This is a genomic window from Fibrobacter sp. UWH5 (assembly GCF_900142505.1).
Classification (GTDB): domain Bacteria; phylum Fibrobacterota; class Fibrobacteria; order Fibrobacterales; family Fibrobacteraceae; genus Fibrobacter.
The window spans coordinates 419,284-439,396 of the sequence record NZ_FRBB01000001.1 but is presented as its reverse complement, the minus strand read 5'-3'; the positions used below and the strand labels follow the sequence as shown (position 1 = coordinate 439,396).

General features: G+C 49.1%; 20 protein-coding genes. 7 read left to right on the top strand and 13 right to left on the bottom strand.

The features are described from left to right. Window positions 1-77 precede the first annotated feature (77 nt). From BUB38_RS01920 to BUB38_RS01905, 4 genes are all read left to right on the top strand, one after another. Window positions 78-371, top strand: coding sequence for a helix-turn-helix domain-containing protein (locus tag BUB38_RS01920; RefSeq protein ID WP_170932279.1), 294 nt, complete (start codon window positions 78-80; stop codon window positions 369-371). 81 nt (window positions 372-452) lie between these two features. Next, window positions 453-1,043, top strand: coding sequence for a hypothetical protein (locus BUB38_RS01915; RefSeq protein ID WP_073156252.1), 591 nt, complete (start codon window positions 453-455; stop codon window positions 1,041-1,043). A gap of 68 nt (window positions 1,044-1,111) precedes the next feature. Beyond that, window positions 1,112-2,122, top strand: a complete 1,011-nt coding sequence (locus BUB38_RS01910) for a hypothetical protein (RefSeq protein WP_073156250.1) — start codon at window positions 1,112-1,114, stop codon at window positions 2,120-2,122. After that, window positions 2,119-2,670, top strand: a complete 552-nt coding sequence (locus tag BUB38_RS01905) for a hypothetical protein (protein ID WP_073156247.1) — start codon at window positions 2,119-2,121, stop codon at window positions 2,668-2,670. Before BUB38_RS01910 ends, BUB38_RS01905 begins: the two co-directional genes overlap by 4 nt. A gap of 319 nt (window positions 2,671-2,989) precedes the next feature. Here BUB38_RS01905 and BUB38_RS01900 read toward each other — a convergent pair whose 3' ends face one another. Then, window positions 2,990-3,844, bottom strand: a complete 855-nt coding sequence (locus BUB38_RS01900) for a hypothetical protein (protein WP_073156244.1) — start codon at window positions 3,842-3,844, stop codon at window positions 2,990-2,992. Between the two features lie 95 nt (window positions 3,845-3,939). After that, window positions 3,940-4,239, bottom strand: a complete 300-nt coding sequence (locus BUB38_RS01895; protein WP_073156242.1) for a type B 50S ribosomal protein L31 — start codon at window positions 4,237-4,239, stop codon at window positions 3,940-3,942. A gap of 90 nt (window positions 4,240-4,329) precedes the next feature. Between BUB38_RS01895 and BUB38_RS01890 the strand changes: the two genes are divergently transcribed. Then, on the top strand, window positions 4,330-4,947 hold the full coding sequence (locus tag BUB38_RS01890) for a hypothetical protein (protein WP_249269325.1): 618 nt from the start codon (window positions 4,330-4,332) through the stop codon (window positions 4,945-4,947). 157 nt (window positions 4,948-5,104) lie between these two features. Here the strand turns inward: BUB38_RS01890 and hisB are convergent, their stop codons facing one another. The 11 genes from hisB to BUB38_RS01835 all read right to left on the bottom strand — a co-directional run bounded on the left by hisB (window position 5,105) and on the right by BUB38_RS01835 (window position 17,943). After that, window positions 5,105-5,689 (bottom strand): imidazoleglycerol-phosphate dehydratase HisB, encoded by a 585-nt coding sequence (gene hisB / locus BUB38_RS01885; RefSeq protein WP_073156236.1) that lies wholly within the window; start codon window positions 5,687-5,689, stop codon window positions 5,105-5,107. Window positions 5,690-5,698: 9 nt separating this feature from the next. Further along, a complete protein-coding gene (locus BUB38_RS01880) occupies window positions 5,699-6,685 on the bottom strand; it encodes a helix-turn-helix domain-containing protein (RefSeq protein ID WP_073156234.1) in 987 nt (328 codons plus the stop codon). 8 nt (window positions 6,686-6,693) lie between these two features. Further along, window positions 6,694-7,263: a Maf family protein gene (locus tag BUB38_RS01875; protein WP_073156231.1), complete on the bottom strand. Its 570-nt coding sequence runs from the start codon at window positions 7,261-7,263 to the stop codon at window positions 6,694-6,696. 17 nt (window positions 7,264-7,280) lie between these two features. Continuing rightward, on the bottom strand, window positions 7,281-9,701 hold the full coding sequence (locus BUB38_RS01870; RefSeq protein WP_254794846.1) for a putative LPS assembly protein LptD: 2,421 nt from the start codon (window positions 9,699-9,701) through the stop codon (window positions 7,281-7,283). Between the two features lie 171 nt (window positions 9,702-9,872). Then, a complete protein-coding gene (locus tag BUB38_RS01865; protein ID WP_073156227.1) occupies window positions 9,873-10,691 on the bottom strand; it encodes a S41 family peptidase in 819 nt (272 codons plus the stop codon). A gap of 73 nt (window positions 10,692-10,764) precedes the next feature. Further along, window positions 10,765-11,883 carry a hypothetical protein gene (locus tag BUB38_RS01860; protein ID WP_073156224.1) on the bottom strand — a complete coding sequence of 373 codons (1,119 nt, stop codon included), beginning with the start codon at window positions 11,881-11,883 and terminating at the stop codon, window positions 10,765-10,767. Window positions 11,884-11,893: 10 nt separating this feature from the next. Continuing rightward, window positions 11,894-12,700: a metal ABC transporter permease gene (locus BUB38_RS01855; protein WP_073156221.1), complete on the bottom strand. Its 807-nt coding sequence runs from the start codon at window positions 12,698-12,700 to the stop codon at window positions 11,894-11,896. Between the two features lies 1 nt (window position 12,701). Beyond that, on the bottom strand, window positions 12,702-13,385 hold the full coding sequence (locus tag BUB38_RS01850) for an HAD family hydrolase (RefSeq protein ID WP_073156218.1): 684 nt from the start codon (window positions 13,383-13,385) through the stop codon (window positions 12,702-12,704). Between the two features lie 9 nt (window positions 13,386-13,394). After that, window positions 13,395-14,684, bottom strand: a complete 1,290-nt coding sequence (locus BUB38_RS01845; protein ID WP_254794845.1) for a deoxyguanosinetriphosphate triphosphohydrolase — start codon at window positions 14,682-14,684, stop codon at window positions 13,395-13,397. A gap of 119 nt (window positions 14,685-14,803) precedes the next feature. After that, a complete protein-coding gene (gene ccsA / locus BUB38_RS01840) occupies window positions 14,804-16,954 on the bottom strand; it encodes a cytochrome c biogenesis protein (protein WP_083541829.1) in 2,151 nt (716 codons plus the stop codon). Beyond that, the gene (locus BUB38_RS01835; RefSeq protein ID WP_073156210.1) at window positions 16,951-17,943 is read right to left on the bottom strand and encodes a metallophosphoesterase; all 993 of its coding nucleotides are present in this window, start codon (window positions 17,941-17,943) and stop codon (window positions 16,951-16,953) included. Before BUB38_RS01835 ends, ccsA begins: the two co-directional genes overlap by 4 nt. Before the next feature lie 595 nt (window positions 17,944-18,538). Between BUB38_RS01835 and BUB38_RS01830 the strand changes: the two genes are divergently transcribed. Together BUB38_RS01830 and BUB38_RS01825 are read left to right on the top strand one after the other, a co-directional pair. Further along, entirely contained in the window at window positions 18,539-19,075 is a 537-nt protein-coding gene (locus BUB38_RS01830) for a DUF5662 family protein (RefSeq protein WP_073156207.1), read from the top strand. Window positions 19,076-19,096: 21 nt separating this feature from the next. Then, window positions 19,097-20,044, top strand: coding sequence for a YeiH family protein (locus BUB38_RS01825; RefSeq protein ID WP_083539596.1), 948 nt, complete (start codon window positions 19,097-19,099; stop codon window positions 20,042-20,044). Window positions 20,045-20,113 lie beyond the last annotated feature (69 nt).

Genomic DNA, 20,113 nt, shown 5'->3' with positions numbered 1-20,113 from the left:
CTTTTTCAAAGCTGTTTTTTCCGTCTCCAAAACAAGGTACATTTGTTTCCATCGAGTTAATTCAACGGGAAAACGAGATGCAATTCACCTCAAAAGACTTTGATGCCTCCTTCTGGAAGGAACTGCAAAAGATTGTTCTTCAAGTTTTGCAGGATCACCTAAACAAGAAGGATTCACCCGAAGTCCTTGATGTCGAGGGAGCGGCTCTGTACACAAAGCTTTCAAAACGTACTCTGTATCGAATGGCTTCGAGCCACGAAATTGCCTCCGTCAAACTGAGAAACCGACTCGCATTCAAGAAGGATGATCTGGATCAGTACATAAACTCAGTCAGACGAAAGTCAGACTACGAATTGTACCAATCCAGTTAGCCCTCATTTCAAACACCCACAAAAAACAACCTGCCAACAAAGCAGGGGTTTCTAGCCATACACCATAAAAAAGAGACTTTTATGTCATCTGATATCCAACATGACTATTTCATTTGCGACAAAGGAATCTGGATGCAAATCGATTTTTTTCTTAACACAAATAATAATTTCATTCTTTCGTTTACAGTCACCCCCGATAAAAGTGCCCGCATAACTGCAGAAATTATAGCCGAATTTAGCATTAGGAAATACAAAATTGAATCGCTTCTGCCATACGCAATCCCACAGGCAGAGCCCACAAAACGCTGTGTTTTTGTAGTTGTATTTGAAAATTTCAATGATGCGCTTAAATACATGTTCCGTCTATATGCAGATAACGGGGAATTCAAAAACAAACGTTTCTGTTTCATCTTCATCTACAGTTCCATCAATTCCTCTAATGTAGGCCCCTGGTTAAATTATAAATATAGCGGTGCCAGATTCTGCTCCGACATGCTATTCTTTAGTATTGAAGAAATCAGGACACAAGAGCGTCTTCAAAAAAGACTTGATGACCTGCCTCCATATACGAGCATCAATCTCCTCAACAAAAACGGGTCAAAAGTTCTTTCAAAAGAAATAATCTCTGAAAACGTTATAGAGACCGGCTTTTTTTTTGAGAATATCATATAGCACAAGGCCAATATTTATCCTCTCGCGACTACACTCAAATGCCGAAGACTTCCCGAAAATTGAAAAAAATGAAGAAAGCAAAAACGGAACCACCGCTGGGTTTTCTTGTTATTCGAAAAAATGGGAAGAATTCGGCATTCAACGTTCACAAAATACCAAACTACGAAACGCTCAAAACCCTATTTAAGACACCTCTTGTAGGAGACAAGGAAAAAGCGCCCCTATTCCAAATTGGATTCTGCCAATGCAACAAGTGGAAGAGCCAAGATAAGGATACCATGACCGCCATAACCTTCGTCATTATCGACTACGACGACGGCGTAAAAATTCAAACCGTTAGGAACTTCTTTAAGAATTACGACTACTTCCTTTTCACCACTTTCAAGCACTCCTTTACCAATCCTAGATTAAGAGTGGTTCTAAGGCTAGACGCCCCAATTCCGGCCGTCCAGCGCACTCGCGCATTTGAGAAAAACGCAGAATCAACATTCACAATTGAAGGAATTAAGCCAGACTGTTCTTGCTTCCGAAATCATCAATTCCAATACATGCCCGTGGTCAAGGACAAGTATGGGTTAAAACTATTCAAATTCATAGACAACCCCACTGGGATACCATACCCTACAGCACACCTCCTGAACGATGTAGTTCCCGCAGTCCCACCAATAAACATTCACGAGCTCGAAAAGGAAACCTTCCAAACCCAAAGCAGCATTGCATGTGAGCTGATAACAGTCGCAGAAAAAGAAATAAAGGTTGCAGAAAATAGGATCCTAAATAACATCTCCGCCTTCCGGGGTCAACCTGTTGAAGACGAAATTCTCAAAAATTTCAAAGCCTATACATCCAAAAAGATTAGCTTGACCTTTGATAAGTGGCTATCCGAGCCCTTCGCAAATAAATTCGACGCCATTATTAAGTTAGGTCCCCTTGTACTCCGCCATATCCACGAGCAAAAGGACTACAGGTACGCCAACTACTACTGGCAGGAAAAATATCATGAGCCCCTAGAAGGAAAATGGCGAAAAAAACTTGATGACTGGCTTAACCTTCTCGCCGCAAAAAAGAGACTTCAATGAGTAACCTAACAATCGTAGCGATCCTTATCGAACGTCCTACACCATATCAAGACAAGTACGCCCAAAGGCAATACATCGACTGGGAACAACGTGCTCGTAAAGTCTATGCTCTCGCATGGAACGGAAAGACAACCGAACGCTTTTCCATGGGCTTCCAATATGTGTCCGACGAGGGGAATATCCTGATAAAGGTATCCTGCGCCAACAAGAGCTCTATGTTCTTTAAGCTGTATCGTGCGGCCTACGGTTTCCGTGAAACTATTCACCTCTACCGAAGCGTAGTGCACGGCATTTCTTCAATTCACGATCTTATGTTTCCCCTTCTAGGAAAATCCTTCACTCGAAGAGCTCCCCCAGGGAAACCACAAAAGGGGCAAGAAAAAACTAAAGCAAACTCATTTGACTACTATAAGTCCCCCAAAGCCACTAAACCACCTGCCTGTATTGACTTCACCCTCTATGGTTATGAGTTTGCATATCTTGCCCCAGGCATTGTTCTAGTAAACCTCTATGAAGACCAAATTGGCTCATGGAGTCAGCAAACGTAATGAAACAAATCAAGAGCGCCCGCATAGGTAGCGGGTGCTCTTTCGTTACACAATCAGCTTGCGGTAACCACTATCGCTACAAAAATCAAATTCAACCAAAAGCAACATTTAAGAGACTGCGGCGCGCAAATGGCAACAATAAGCCACACGGCCCCCATATTCAGGGATAATTCACGTACAATATCCCCCCTTACTAAAATATACAAACGTCAACAAAAAAAGCGACCAGACAGCCAAGTCCGGTCACGTTTTGGTCACACAGAGAGTACTAAAAAAGCCCTGCAACCTAGACGGTTACAGGGCTCAAAGCGATTAGCTATTACTTGACTTCAAAGTAGTAGGTCTGCAGAGTCTTGCCGTCCTGAGACAGCTGGATGATCTGCTTGCCTGCGGGCAGGTTGCCCTTGACTTCGAACAAGTTTTCAGCCTTGTATTCAACAGTCAGAGCAGTGCTCTTGGACTTGTCAACAAAGAGACCGTTCTTTTCGTCGGCGCCAAAGCCCTTACAGTCAGCGTGGTCAGCAATCTTGCCTTCAACAGCGGCGAAAGCAGTAGCAACCAGCGGAGAGGTAACGGAGCTTGCGTTCACATAGTAAACGTCAAGTGCGCTGCCCATGGCCAACGGAGCGGGAAGGTTAGAAACCTTAACAGCCTTAGCCGGCTTCTTCTTCTTGTCCTTCTTGCCAGGAACCTTGCCAGCATCGGTATCGATGGGCATGGTCAGACGATAACCAGCAACAGATTCGTTACAGGTGGTAGAGTAGATCACCCACTGGTTTTCAATCTTTTCGGGACCTTCGGTGGTACCAGTCTTGTACAGACCCGGCTTAACCTGATCGCTGTATTCATACAGGGTCACGGAAATGTTCGGGTTTTCGTCGGCGGTAGCAATGCGCTGCTGGCCGAGGATGTACTTAGAACGACGAGCCTTGATCAGGTAGCTGCCAACGGGAACCTTTTCAAACTTGAACTTACCTTCCTTCAGTTCACCCTTGTACGGATACTTGGGATTCTGGGTACCGTAGATGGTAGAGTCCATCCAAACGGTGGGCATTTCGATAGCCTTGCCAGTAAACGGATCAAGGACAACACCTTCGATGGTGCCAGTCTTTTCGCAACCGGTCATTGCCATGGCAATGAGAGCAGCGGCGCAAATTGTGAGTTGCTTCTTCATAACAATCCTTGTTGAGTTTATTGATAAATCTTATGGTGCTGCAAAATTAAAAAAGCCTCCCTTTGTTTGGAAGGGAGGCAGCGGAACAAGTCCAATTATTCAGCGTCAGCTGCCGGGCGTTCTGCCTTGCGAGTCTTGCGCTTTGCACCAGTGATGTTGCCGGCGAAACGCTTGTTGAAGCGATCGATACGGCCAGCGGTATCCACGCGATGCTGCTTACCAGTCCAGAACGGATGGGTATCTGCAGTAATTTCGAGAGAGATCACACTGTACTCTACACCATCGATAGTCTTCTTTTCGGCGGAAGACTTCGTGGAGCGGGTGATATATTCTTTACCCGTATTCGCATCGACGAACACGACCGGTTGATAGTTAGGGTGGATACCTTCTTTCATTGTATAACTTCCTGTGAAGTAGTTGTTTAGAGAACCTAAATTTAGATGTTTTTCGCCATTTTGGCAAGGGAAATTAGTATTTTTGAACCCATGAAACGATTTTTTACAGGTATTTTGCTGGCTGGATCCGCCTTTTTCGTAACCGCAAACATGGTTGCCTGCGGAAATGACACCCCCATCGCCAAAATCATCGTCATTAACCAGAAGATGCCCCTAGTGGAGTGGCCTGACAGCACATACATCGCTAACCTGGAAGAAATCCTGTCACAGGAGCCGGTCAAACAGAAAAAAGAGGCCGAAGCCAACATTTCCATGAACACTTTCAAGGCTCCCGTGTTCCAGTTGCCAGGTTCAGTCACCGGCAAGAAGGAACCCAAAAAGGGTTTCGCAAACCAGGTTGCCAAGAATTCCGCCAAGAAGAACAACAACGTCTTCGCCAATAGCCAGAGCGCCGGCGCCGAGAACTTCGCCAACAAGTTCAGCGAAGCCCTCTCCAAGTTGCAGTCCGACCCGTCTAACTCCAGCCTTTACAAGACCGTTACCGCAGCCGACGGCGACGATTTGTTCAAGCTTCTCAAGAAGACCTATGGTGCCGGAGTCCAGAACCTCCCCCGCTTCTACGTACTTTCGGCCCTGCAGTCAGTAAACGCAGGCGTCGCATTGGAACACCTGAACGCAGGCGACAAAGTCAGAGTCCCGAAGATTTAGAGGGCGGAGCCTGCGGCTCCTTTCAGCGGTGAGTTTTCAGTTGTGTGCTATGAGTTTTTATAGTCGCGCCGGAGGCGCCTGGCTTATTAATTCGTAGAAGGCTTGCGGGCGAATGCCGCAAGCCTTCTTTGCTTTAATCTTTTAGTTCTTTGCTCTCTTACAGCACGCCCTTGGAACTGGGGACGCCTTTCACGTTGCGAGAGGGAGCCACAGCCATAGCCACGGAACGGGCAAATGCCTTGAAGATGCTTTCGAGGCAATGGTGGTTGTCGTTACCATAGAACAGTTCCACATGCAGATTCATACGAGCATTTTCGGCAAGACTCTTGAAGAAATGTTCGAACATGCTAGCTTCGATACCACCGGCGGTAGGACCAGGGAGCTTCACATTCCACACGAAACCGATGCGGTTGCTAAAGTCAATGCAAACGCGGCTCAATGCTTCGTCCATGGGAACAAAGTAAAAACCATAGCGTTCAATACCCTTCTTGTCGCCCAGGCATTCAACCAGAGCCTGACCAAGAACAATGGCGATATCTTCCATGCTGTGGTGCATGTCCACTTCGACGTCACCCTTGCAGGTCAAATCCAGGTGGAAACCACCATGGCACTGGAACAGATTCAGCATGTGATCCAGGAAGCCATTACCGGAACTAATCTTGCCGTGGGTGCAATCGTCCAGGTTCAAAGTCAAGGTGATGTCAGTTTCGTTAGTCTTTCTAGAAATAGAGGAAGTACGCATAGGAATCCTTTACTTTACGATTCTGCCACCAAACACGCGGAAACGGGTCACGCGGCCAAACTTCATTTCGGGCAGGGCCGTTTCAACGCCATTCAGATACATCTTGGCAATAGCCTTGGGATCGCCAATGGTAACGCACAAGGTATCAGTAGTATTGTAGACCATCTTGACACCGGCGCGGGAAATGTTGGCTTCCTTCAGGAAGGCGTTATCGCTTTCACGACGCTTGAGGCCAACCCAGGAAAGGGATTCACCGGAACCCACCAGCAGGAAGTTGGTCTTCTTGGTCTTGGGGGCCTTAGCTTCTTCTGCAGCGGTCTCTTCAACCTTAGCCGAATCAGTCTTGGAATCAGAAGAGATAAAGATGGTTGCAGAGGCGGGCAGGTCAGACTTCTTTACAGCTTCGTCAACAACAGCCTGACTTACAACATTTGTCTTTTCGGTAGAATCAACAGCAGCGGAATCCTTCTGCAGGGAATCAGCGGGAATCACCTCGGCACCATCAGGAATTTCCTGAGAATCGGTGGTGTCTTCAACCACGACTGCAGTAGCCGGTGCCGGAGAAGAAGCCTGCTCGGCAAGAGCTTCCAAATCAAGGAAACGAGAGGCGACTAGGAATGCCAGTACGAGCAAGAGAATAGCGATAGGCACTGCCTTACTCTTTTTCCTGGTTTCCGCTTCAGTCACCGGAGCAATTCTCTTTCCGTCAGAAACATCGGCAAAATCATTGCTCAGCTTGGCACCGCTTTCGGCAGCATAGCTAGACAAAACCTGGGCGGAATCCAAATTCAACTTAACGCTAATGGAATTCAAATAACCGCGTACATAGGCAGCCACCGGGAAAGCCTTCCAGTCGCCGGCTTCAATAGACTTCACATAAGACACAGCCACCTTGGTAGCTGCAGAAAGCTCTTCAACAGACATGCCGCGAGATTCACGAACTCGCGCAATATATTCGCCCAGACGTTCTTCAGGTCTCTTTTCTTCAACGTTCATAGACTTCTCTACACCTCAACCTTCAAATCACTCAACATCTGCAAGGTCCGCGCCACAGGCAGACCCACAACGTTGTAATAACATCCGTTAATACCTTGTATAAGTCGGGCGCCTGCAGTCTGAATACCATAAGCACCAGCCTTATCCATAGGGTCTCTAGAATTTACATATTCTTGAAGCTCTTGTAATGTGTTGTTTCTAAAAACAACCTCTGTTTCCTCTTCAGATGCCGCAAGAAGTTTCCCATCACGAGCGATAGCCACCCCGGTAATCACCTTATGGCCACGACCGTTCAACTTTGACAACATATCAAGAGCATCCGCCTCGCTCTTCGGCTTTCCAAGAGGAACCCCATCAAGGAACACCAAAGTATCAAAGCCAAGCACCACCGCCCCCCTTTCCATACGGGAAACCGCAAGGGCCTTAATGGTCGCATTTTCCCTGGGGAATTCCAGAGGATTGGTAGACTTGGGATTTTCCTCTTCGTTGGAAACCACCACACGAAAATCTACACCGATCAGCTTCAGAATTTCAGAACGGCGGGGAGAACCGCTACCTAGTACAATCTGACTTTTCATATAAACTTACCAAACAGTTATTTTGACGTTTCCGTACTACCGGCATTCAGCTTCAGGTCAGGCAAATCACGCACATAAATGGAGAAGCTCCATCCAGCCGCAGGTCCCGTGGGAGTCCAGCTAAAGTCAAGTTGCCAGCAATGCAGTACACGGTTAAAGGTAAAGCTATGGGTCACAAAGCGGCCTTCGTTATAGTTGTAACGGGTGCTATAAGTCATTTCCCAGTTACGCGTCGGCTGAAGGCTTGCGCTAATGCCTGTAGAATGGGTCACCTGATCCTGGAACAAATCCCTAGAGACTCGGCTACTGCTAAAGGAATAACTGTAATCGAGGCCAAAAGTCCATTTCAGCATTTCATACTTTTCCATCTGCGACGGAAGACCACCGTTGAATTCACCACTCCAGCTAAAATGCTTGGAGAAGTCATAACCCCAGTAAGTCAACTCAGGCACCTGGACCTTATTAGGTTCCTCGGTATACTTGTGATAGAAACTGTGACGGGTATTGATGGTAAACAGGTAATCCGGCAGAATCTGGAAGCCAAAGCTAGACGTAATATCCGAGAAGTTCAGGGAATCTGCGGCAAAGTTGTAGGACACGTTATGGCGAGTCGTCAAGAGACGACGGGTACCATACTGATCTTCAACAGCCTTGGCGGTATCGCCCTTTGAAGTATCGGGCTTGTAGCCAGCCACCTTCAAGTACTTAATGTCAAAGTCATTATTCAGGCCAAAGCCAACCGTTTTCTGCTTAGTCTGATAGGGAGTCTGCCCCAGCAACGGATGAGGAGCGAACTTCTTGACCGTATCGATTTCAGGAGCGTAAGTGTAAGAAACGCTGGGAGAAAGCACATGACGCACACCGGTAAACCGCCCAATTTCGGGAACCCAGATACCATAGAGTTTCGTATCGGCAGTAATGCTGTAATTGTGATTGTAGGCGAACTGACCGTAGTCATCGTGTTCGGGATCCAACAGATAACGCTTGCGGTACTTCAGGGAATCTTCGGGATTGATCCAGCCCGTACCCGTCCAATAACCCGTGAAGGTGGCGCGAGGCGTCAGGTTGATTACGTCGAAAAGATGACCGGAATAGTCTAAAGAATAAGTTCCCGTGTAACCCACATACTGAGCCGTCGTATCCGTCTCGTTGATGGTATCCTGGGCCCTGCGGGTGTAGTAGTTAAAGCGGTTGTTAAAGCTATAGTTAAACTTTTCCAGGTACGACTGGATAGATCCATCTTCGGCAGCGATTTCGTCTTCGTCGACTTCGAACTCGAAAAGCTGGCCGCTCATGCGGTACTGCACGTCAGGAATCTGACGTTCCATAAGGTCCGTCACCAAGTTGTGCTGTTGGCTAGCCTTTACCGTCAAGCTCTTGTTGGTTCCGAATTTTCCGGAGTAAGTCAACTGGGCGTTGGCCTGCTGGTTCAAGATTGTTTCGGCATCCAGGGCGTTATCCTTACGGACACTCTGGCTACTGACGAAGGAGCCGGAACCGCTCAAGGTGTGCTTGCCATCGGGCGTCAAGTTCTGATTATGACTGAAGCGGATATCGTAGCCGCTATTTCCAAAGTCAAACTCTTCCAGGTAAGACGTATAGGAGATGTTTCCATCCAGCACATAACGTTTCCTGTATCGGACTTCCCCGGTCAAGGTTGAACGTTCAAATCTTGCTTCTTCACCTTCAATAATATCGCCCTTCACCGTGGCATCCCAGTAGTCGTTGGGCGCGTAGTAGAAACCCAGGTTACTCATGTAGTAGCCCTGCTTCTGGTCGCCACCGAACTTAGGAGTCAGAATACCGGATTTACGGCCACTCTTCAGGGGAGCCACAATCATTGGGAGTACGGCCACAGGCACGTCGGCAATGTTCAGCACCACCGGTCGGGCAGTAATGGTTTCCTTGGGTTTCACCACCATTCGACGGCCATAGAAATAGAAGTGCTGGTGCGTGGAATCGTTACAGGTACTAAAGTCGCCACGGGCAATCTGAATTCGCTGGTCGGGCAAACGTCTCACTTCCATGCCGTTCAGCTGCTGGTTATCCTGGTATGTCGTAGCGTAATAGATTTCACCGATGCGGCTCTTCATGTTGTACTTCAACCGCATACCCGACAAGGAGGGATTCTTGGTCTCCCTCAGCACCGGATCGCCGCTGGCCATAAGCACCGCATTTTCCTGGTCGAACATGATGGTGTCTGCATCCAGGGTGGCCGTCCTATACTTCAACTGGGCGCTGTTGTTCAAGTTGAACGTTGCCGTTTCCACATTATATTCCAGGTCCACGGCTCGATACTCAATGGTATCCGTCCCTGTGGTATCATTCATCCAATCCACTTCTGTGGTGTCTTCTTCCACCTGTTCCCGCTCCTCCAGTTCAAAGCGGGTCAACTCCTGACCGAACACGGCAGGAGCCAAGGCTGTCAAAAACAACAAAACAGCCCACAGAATTGCACTAAAGTGCCTATGGGTTCTAGATAAAATCACTTCGGCGGGGAAATTTAGAATAATGGGAAAAAAGAAGTTTTTTACGATATGAAAAAAGCCTGCGAATTACCGCAGACTTTTATTGTTAATTTGTATAAAAGCAGATTGTCTAAGCAGAAATTACTTCAGCACGGCATTCTTACCGCTTACAGAACCATTCAGTTCGATGGTCACCATGTAACGGCCAGCCGGGGTAGCTTCGCCATTCCACTTCACGGTGTTGAAGCCCTTCACCACGTTTTCCTGGAGGCGGGCCACTTCGGCACCATCGGCATTCATGATGGTAATGTTGGCAGTACCTTCAGACTTAACATTGAAGCTGATTGCAGAGCGGGTAAAGCCCTTCAAGGCAGCAGAGCCAACCTTGCCGGTAGAAGCCTTGACCTTGGGAGCAAATTCGTTTGCCTTTTCTACATAGATGCCGTTCAGGTTGGTGGCGTTTACCTTTTCGCCGGAACCGATGGCATTACCATGCTTCAGCACGGCCACCAGCTGCTTGTCGGACTGACTTGCGCTGGCGTAGGTTTCCAATTCGGCAGCTTCGAATTCAGTCTTGTTGCCATACCAGGCTTCTACGTTCTTGGAGTCCAGATCCTTAACGGTAATCTGGGCACGGCGGATGGTAGCGGTATAGGTTTCGCCTTCGCTGATATAGGTGATTTCAAGAGGCTTGTTCACCTGACCGCGGAGCTGTTCCTTAGAAAATTCAATGTCCTGACCCTTCAGGCTGACACCGTCTACAGCAGTAATCACATCACCGGCCTGGAGCTTGGTTTCGGCAGCGGGGGTTCCCGGAATCACTTCGGCAACCTTAACACCATCGCGGAGCTGATAAATGGTAACGCCAATACCACCGAAAGATTCACTTTCGGCGAAAGCGGAAGAGGCTGCCATACCGAATGCGGCAGCAAACAAAGAAGCCTTGATAACACTCTTCATAAAATTCTCCTTGATTAAACTTTCTCTACAGATATATATAAAAAACTACTTGGATGGTCAACAGCACCTAGGGCTATTCCATCATCATCCCCTCTTCTTCTTCGCCATCATCGTAATCATCCATGGTCTTTTCGCCAGGAACGATCACCAGACCCAGGGTAACAGGTTCCCCCTTGGAGTTTAGGTAAGCTTCCAGGTACAGCGAACTGGATAGACGGAGCAGTCGCAGGTCCAGCATTTTGCCACCCTTATGGATGCTCTTGGGATTCAGGTCAAAGAAAAGGAAGGTGTCGTTGATATATTCGAAGCGGTCTTTCTCGTAGTTGATGGACCATTCCGTGTCGCCATCGTTTTCCTGACGGTAAACACACTTGTCATGGTCGATGTCGCATTCAAAGCTGGCGCTTTCCTGATACTTCTTGTTCCATTCACGGCTAAAGGAACAGGACTGCACACGGCCGGCGCCGTTGCGTTGCTTGTTCAGCTGGTCGTTAATGACAACATAATCCATCTTGAAGTTCTTTACCTGTTCATACACATTGCGAAGAATGATGTAGGCGTCGATATCCTTGGGGCACTTGCCAGAAATGTTCACATCTTCGTGGGCCTTCAGCAAGGTCTGCTGCATATCGATATCGATGGCATCGGGAATCTCGCTTTCCTTGATTTTATCCAGCACCTTCTTGGGCGGAATCACCACCACCTTGTCGCCCTTCTTGACGGCATAGCCCAGCTGGTCGCGAACGTAGTCAAGGCACTGCTGCACGTGGATATGAACCGTATTGGAACCGCCAGACACAAAGTCCACGCCAATGCTCACATTCCATTCGCCGGCGGAACTGCCGGAGTTCTTGTCCAGGTTACAGAAAGGTTCTTCGCGGATACCGTCAATGTAGATCACACGGGCGTTCAGCTTGGTCACCAGGGAGGCTTCCTTATCCATCATACCGCCCAGGCTCCAGAAGTTAGGATTCAGGCGGAGCACTTCGGCAAAAGCCTTGTCGCCATCCAGGGCCGGCAACAGGGAATCGTTGCGGGCATTCTTCTCTTGCAGCAATTCGGAATACTCGGTCTTGACGGTCATGTTGCTGAAGCCGTTACGGGAAGCAGGTTCCGGAAAGGCCACCGCAGCCGCAATGAACAGCGAACAATGAGCCACCAACAGAGCAAAAAACAGACTTGACTTTTTCATTTAGAACTCCTTAAGCCCTACGCAATTTCTTTACAGCAAAGTGAAGCGCATAAACAAGGACGCCACAGGCAATGATTGTCGGCCCCACCACAAAGTTCAACTGGCAGGCCAACATAAGCCCGGTCACCACAAGGACCAGCGAAAACACCACCGACATGACCATCATCTGGGCCAGGTTCTTGGCGTAGCATTCCGCAATATAGGCGGGAATGGTCAGCAGGGCAATCACAAGAATCATGCCCACAGCCTGCACCGCAATAACCACAGTCAAGGCAATCAGCGCAATCAGGACCATATAGTAAGTCAGCACAGGCAATCCCTGCACCCGGGCAAATTCAGGATCGTAGGAGATGGCCAGGAACTTCCGGAAGTTGACCACCACGGCCACAAGAATCACCACAAGGAGTGCCACCATCCAATACAGCAGTTCCGAAGGTACCGTCAGAAGACTACCGAACAGAAAACTCATCATTTCGCCACTGTAACCGGGAGTCAAGTCCGTGAGGATCACGCCCAGGGCCATACCGCCAGCCCAGATGACGCCAATAAAGGTATCGGAGTTCTTTCGGTCTCGCCAGGTGAGAATGCCCATGAGCATGGCACAGGCCACCGCAAAACCCAGGGAGCCCAGCATAGGAGAGAATCCAAGTAGAGCCGCCAGACCCACGCCGCCAAAAGAGGCATGAGCCACGCCCCCTGCCAAGGAAGTCAGGCGGTTCACCACCACAAAAGTTCCCATGACGCCGCAAGCCACAGCCACCAGGACTGCCGCCACCAAGGCGTTCTGCATAAACTCCATCGACAAAAGTTCAAGCATATTACTTCATTCTCTTTGCCAAATCCGGCAAGATACTTGTCAAATGCAAAAGGGAGGGAATATAGAAGTTCACCCAGCTAGGCACGTCGGGAACTGGGTTCACCAGAATGGTGGTCCAGCCGCGACGATGGGCAGGTTCCAGATTGCGGACAGAATCGTCCAGCAGTACAATCTGGGAAGGATCCGCCGGAGTGCCGTTGGCAAAGAACATCTCGGGGACCTTCTTGGCCAACCAGCGTTCCGCCTTTTCGTAGGCGCTGTCGTGGGGCTTTCCAATCCAGTCCATCTGCTTCAGGTCGAAAACATCCTCGAAGCACTGACGCACCCCCATATGTTCCATGCCCGCTTCGCTCCAGTCCCTGCGGCCATTGGTAAACACGAAACGGTGTCCGGCAAGCCCCATAATCAGGTTCGCCTTTGCCGGAGAATGCTTGGGGTAAGTCAGATATTCCGGTTCATGAATGAAATCGAAAAAGGTTTCCGGATCCACACCGTGCATAGCCTGGAGGCCCGCCAATGTGGTACCAAAACGCTTCAGGTAATCCTTACGGATCTGGTGAGCCGTTTCAAAGTCAGTACCGGTTGCCTTCTGCACCATCAACGAAATGCGATGGTCCAGGGAATCGATGACATTATGTTCATCGGCACCATAAATGGTAAGGTCATAGTCAAATAGCCAAATCATAACACACTCTTAGTAACCCATGGCCAAGCCGCCAATCTGGCGTGCCAAGTAGGTTGCATAATTATCGGTCATTCCGCTGACAAAATCCAGCACCTGGTGGTAAGCTTCGGCGGCCGTTACGCTCTGGCCGATTTTCGCCTGGCCGATCAGACGTACAATTCGGTCTGCGCGGTAGGAATTCTTACCGTTCTTGCGGAAGTCATAAACACCATTGATGAAGGCGTCCAATACAGTACTCAGGGTGGTATAGCTACCCACTTCCAGTTCCGTCTTGCGGCGGTCGGGATAAATTCGTTCTACGCCCAGGCGCTTGGCAATCTTGATGCCGTCCATCACCTCGGACTTAGACAGGTCCGTCAGATGTTTTACCGGTTCGCCATTCATGATTTCTTCGTAATGCTTTACGAAAGTCACAGCCACATCATCAATCAGATTCTGGATGGCCAGGCCGCGGATACTGCTGAGGAAGTCACGGAAGTTCTGGCCGTTTTCCTGATATTCGCGGTCAATATCTACGTCCGGTCCACACAGGTAGCTGAACATTCCCCTGACGTCACCGAAAGTCAAAATGCCAAGTTCAATGGCGTCTTCCACGTCCAAAATACTGTAGCAGATATCGTCGGCCGCTTCCATCAGGTAAACCAGCGGATGACGGACCCACTTGCCCGTTTCCAGTTCCGGGAGGCCCAAGGTGTAGGCCGTCATGCGGTAAAGATCCGCCTCGGTAGAGAAAAGGCTGGTGGGAGTTCCAAACTTGGCCAACTGGGGATACTTGATCATGGCTCCAATAGTCGCATAAGTCAGGCGCATACCACCATCAAGGAAGTGGTATTCCAGCTTGCTCAAAATGCGGTGGCCCTGGGCATTACCGTCGAAGTTTTCGAAGTCGGCGATTTCGTCGGGTTTCAAATCCTGCATGGCCGGGGAATGGCGGTTCTTGCGGAACCATTCGCGAATGGCGGCTTCACCGGCGTGACCAAAGGGAGGGTTGCCAATATCGTGGGCAAGACAAGCAGACTGTACAATGGTACCGAACTGGTATTCGTTAATGTACTTGGGCAGGTACTTCTTGATCAGGTGATAAACTGTAATGGCCAGGCTACGGCCAACGCTACTGACTTCGATACTGTGGGTCAGTCGGCTGTGAACATGGTCATTTACAGAAAAAGGATGCACCTGGGTCTTGCGGCCCAACCGCCTAAATGCCGTAGAAAAAACAATGCGGTCATAATCGCGGTGAAAATCAGAACGGTTCGGGTCCTGATCAGCAGGGTGCCCATAACGCGTAGCAGAAAGCAAAGTATCCCATTGTAGCATGGAATACAATTTAGAAAATTACGAAGTACGAATTATGATGTACGAGAGTAAATTAGTCGGCTACGTCGAGATTTTCCATTTCGTAATTCGTAATTCATAAATCATAATTTTAAAGTTCCCCGGTTATGACTATTCAAATAAAAAATCACACCAAGATCAGCTAGAATAAAGATCAAAAGCCATATGACGGTTCCGCTTTGGAAGCCATAACTATGAAGCCCAACACCCAGCAAGTTAATGCCAAACCAGCAAAGGAATGTGATAATCACATTAAAGCTATTCAACAGAGCGAAGGTCCGTTCGCCAACAAGGCGACCGCCACGAAGATGCAAGGTCAGCATGGCCCACAGGCAAACAAAAAGGGCTCCGCATTCCTTAGGGTCAAAACCCCAAAAACGCCCCCAGGCATAATCCGCCCACACGCCACCAAGCAAGGTTCCCAAAATGGAGAATCCTGCACCGAAAACCAAGGTACCGAAAAGCAGTTTGGAAATGTTCTGGATTTTTTCTGTAGCCTCAGGATATCGAGTCTGGCGGAACAGCGCCACATGGGCTACAACGCCAGAAAGAATCATTCCCGCAAAGCCCAATGCAATGGTAAAAACGTGAAGGGTTAGGAACACACCGGAATTCAAAACAGCAGGAATGGGTTGGAACAAATCGCCCGGTTCCAAGATAAACTTAGCGAAGAACAGCAGAACCGCAGCCATCAAGGTCACGGGAATAATTAGGGAGAACGTTCGCTTTTTGCAAAAAATGAACGCACCAAATTCAAAGGCTTCCAAAAGCAAGGCCACCAACAGCACAATTTCATACAAACTAGAAAGAGGCGGCCGGCCCGTAATATAAAGACGCAGGGCGAAGGCAATGGAGAGTGTCACCGCCACAGCCGCTGAAGCCGAGTTCGCCGCCACATCAAGCGCACGCTTCTTGAAAACGGAATTGACGGAAGCCAGGATGCAGCCGAGGAACGCCAGGATAAAGGCAATAAGGGCAAAATTGGCGTGGTTGTAGAAGACCTCTACACCAAACTTTTTCGTCTGTTCTGGCGTAACATCAGCCATATGATAGTCACCACGTTGTATAGCTTCAAAAAGTTGAAGATTGGCTAGGAGACGTTGCATTTCCTGTGTGGCGGGATGACCGTCCTTACGGCTAGCATAAATTTCCAACTGTCCACGGGACTTATTCAACTCATTATAACTGACGTAACGTTCGCCTTCAGGCAAATTCAGCGCTTGCAGGACATCACTGCGCAGAACCTTAAAGATTTTTTCTTCTAAAACAAACTTCTCAAAATCTGAAATTTGAATAAAATACAGAATCTTACAAGCAGAGCCATCTGCAAAGCGGCCTTTATGAGTCACGCGACCGCTAAATTCATTCAACACCCCACGAGCGAAAGAATCATAGGGACGCAAAACACCATTTACAAGCACAGGATCTTCGGGTGCATCGAGAACTCCAGCGGTTACACTATCAGGGATAAAGACAATTTCAGTCGCATCTGCTCTAGGCGTACAAATCATGCCTGCCATGACGATTAAAAGAGCCGGTAAAACCTTTACCACATTCGTTCTTGGCCCTACGCGATTCCCATGACTACGGCAGACCTTTACAGCATAATGGAAAATGGCACTTAACAAAAACAAGACCATGAAGGCGTAAGGCACAAACTTGAAGGGATCGTAGGTGGCGGTGTAAAGATCCACCTTCATGCCGAACATATCCACCTGGCCCTTGTAGAACGTAAAATAGGGATAGCCCTCCCCTACCTCCACCGCACTTGTATTCAAGCTATCGTCAACAGTGTAGAATGTAATGGGCTTTGAGGATTCAGCAGCGCGAAAACCATTGTATTCCTGGCGGAACTCAGAACCCACAAGGCTTCCCACCAAAAGAACCAGCAGGGCAATGTGCATCCCATAAAGCCCTAGGTTACGCCAACCTGAGGGAACAAGCCTGCCCGAGTCCACCCGAGAGAAAATCCGCGGCATGCGGTACATCATGGAGGCAACAAGATGTAAGGCCCCCACAACCGCTAACGTTTTAAAAGCAGGTAGCGGTACTACGCCTAACGCCCATAAAAAATAACTACCGAAAAAACGATCCGCCGCCAAAGCGGCCCCCTCGTTCCCAGCAGCAGCCTGCCCTAAAGTCCCCCAGAAAGTCAGCAACAAAAAAGCCACCAGCAAAACGCAGGTTACCTTCAGGGAGGCAAATTTCCTTAAAGCGGCGGAGATGCGGGTCATCGTCCGACCCACACGAATTTAGATTCGTCCAGCTTTTGTTCCCCGTCGAAGCGGTAGCAGGCCAGCCGACCATTTCCAAGGTGCCCTGCGATACTAAAGTCCAGGCAGCAAACGTTGTGACGAATCAGGCGGGGTTCACCCGTCAGCCAATAATGTCCAAAGAATACAGGGCGTTCGTCCTCCCCATAAAAGCCGCGAGAACGAATTTCCGGTTTTACGTCACAACCCTCGGGCATGGTCACACCCGGCTGTAAACTCAATTCCTGCAAAGAGGCCTTAGCAGGGTCCACCCACCAACGCAAGCGGGTCCTGTAACGCTTAACATTTTCACCATCAAAGAAGAACTGACGGTTAGGCAGTTCCATTTCCGGTCCCTTCAACAGCATATCGATAGGCCAGAAAAGGGAATCCCCATATTCATTGTCTTCATCATTGGCACGGAAAATCAATTCGTCAAAATTTCCGTCGGCAAAGCAATGGATGCCCGCAGCCTTCAGCAGCTCAACAGCCCGCGGATGAAAACTGGCGTGCTGAGCCCTGAAACTTTCCGTTTCCAGGTAGAAGGGCAAGGTCTTGGCGAATTCCTTCATCTCCTTGAATTCATCCTTGCGCCCCACAAAATCCGTCACCGTTCTGGAATGAACCGCCACCTTGTTGAAGGTATGCTCACGAAGATAATTCTGCCCCACCTTTTTCAGGTAGCGGGGCCCTTCGTTCTTCTGCCAAAAACTGAGCATGTTGAATTCATGGTTTCCCATAAGGGCAATGGCAGAACCCGCATCCCGCATGGCCCGCACCAAATTCAGCGTGGAACGCACATTTGGGCCGCGATCCACATAATCCCCAAGGAACACCACCATACGTTCATTGCCCGGGTAACGGAACGCACCCGCAGACTCCACATAGCCCAGCTTTTTCAGCAAGGCCTTCAGACACTCACAATGCCCGTGAATATCGCCAATGAAATCGAAGGAATTCTTACAAGTCACAAGACAAATATAAGAGTTTTGAGAAAAGAGCCAGCGGGATTTCCCGTCTGGCTCCTTGTTTTGAATGTCGGATTATATTTTAGTCCTTGACGCAACGAACTGATTTGGCTTCGTAATCGAAGTTGGTATACCGAGCCGCGTTCGCCCCTGGCACCTTCGTCTACGATTCCGAGGGAAATCTCATCGAGGACCGTTCCAAGTCCCTGAAATCTCCTATGATTGGATCTATGGACTACTTCGGCGCCCGTTATCTCGACCCCATGCTCGGATTGTAGACCAGCGAGAGAAGAACGTTTTGACTATTGCTTTGAAACATACCCGGTGTTTCCCCCTTTTGATGTGCTATTGCACTGATACATACCCATGTGTTCATGGCTAGAAAGCAGATACGAGTTATCAGATACCAGATATGAGTTATCATAATCGCGCCGGAGGCGCCTAACTTTATAATTCGTAGTTCATATCTCATAATTCATATCTAAGTCCCTGGATTCTTCGACTCCGTGCTTCGCACTCCGCTCAGAATGACGCCACACTCTTCACCATTCACTGTCCACTATTCACTAATTCCCCTCTCTTTTCTAAATTTGCGTTCATGTTTCACCCTATCCGACATTTCATTACCATCACAAGGCACAGGAACGAAGTGATTCGCCTCTGCTTCAAGGCGGGTATCGGTTTCCAGGGGCTTTTCCACGATCTTTCCAAGTACAGCCCCACGGAATTCATTCCCGGTTGCAAATATTATACCGGAAAGGAATCGCCTAACAATGGAGAGCGTCGGGATACAGGTTACAGCCTGGCCTGGATGCATCACAAGGGCAGAAACAAGCATCATTTTGAATTCTGGTACGACTACGAAATGGCAACGAAGAAAATCGTGCCCATGCCGATGCCCGACCGTTACATCAAGGAAATGTTCTGCGACCGCGTGGCCGCCTCCAAGACCTACGGCGGCAAGGATTACGACCGCACCGCACCCCTGATGTACTTGACCAAGAGTACTGCCCGCGAAAAGATGGAAGAGAACACCTACAAGAAACTTCTGTACCTCTTGACCATGCTTGCGGAAAAGGGCGAAAAAGAAACACTGGCTTTTATTAGAAAAAACAGAGTACTCCCTACGGATTAACGAATCCATCAAGAGGAAAACATGAAAGAAAAAATCGCAAAAATCGCCTTTGTCGCATTAATTCTTGCAGCCTGCTGCCCCTGCGTAGCATCCTGGATGGCCCTCATGGCAGGTATCGTCTACGCCTTTGTTTTTGGCGGTCCAGCCTTCCCCAAGTTCGCCAAGAAGACCCAGAAGTATCTGCTTCAGGGTTGCGTGGTTGGCCTGGGCTTCGGCATGAACCTGCAGGCGGCTCTCGCCAGCGGTAAGGACGGCATGATGTTCACCATCATCTCTGTGGCCACCGTCATGGTTCTAGGTTTTGTCGTAGGCAAGATCATCAAGGTGGATTCCAAGACTTCTTACCTGGTCAGCAGCGGTACCGCTATTTGCGGTGGTTCCGCCATCGCGGCAGTCGCTCCCGTTGTAGACGCCGACGACAAGCAGATGAGCATGTCCCTGGGCACCATCTTCGTGCTGAACGCCTTGGCTCTCCTCATCTTCCCTCCCCTGGGCCACTTCTTCGGTCTCGATAACCAGCAGTTCGGCGAATGGGCAGCCATCGCTATCCATGACACCAGTTCCGTGGTGGGTGCAGCAGCAGCCTACAGCGACGAATCCCTGCAGGTGGCCGCCATGGTCAAGTGCACCCGCGCTCTCTGGATTTTGCCCCTGGCTCTTGTTACCATGCTGTTCTTCCGCAAGAACGCCGGCAAGGGCAAGCTGAATGTGGTCCCCTGGTTCATCTTCCTGTTCGCCATCGCCATGGTCATTAACACCTACCTGTTCCCGGCCATCGGCGTTCCTGCAGCAGTCGGCACCACCATCGTCGCCATCGCCAAGCGTGGCTTTGCCGTTACTTTGTTCCTTATTGGTACAGGCCTCTCCAAGGCTGCTCTCCAGAAGTGCGGTCCCAAGCCCTTTATCCAGGGCGTGATCCTGTGGCTCGCCATCGGCATCGGAAGCCTTCTGGTAATCAAGGGATTCTAATTTTCAGAAACCATTCCTCTTGATTTTAAAGAGAGTTTAGATGGGTAAAGCGAAAATTTTTCTTAAAAT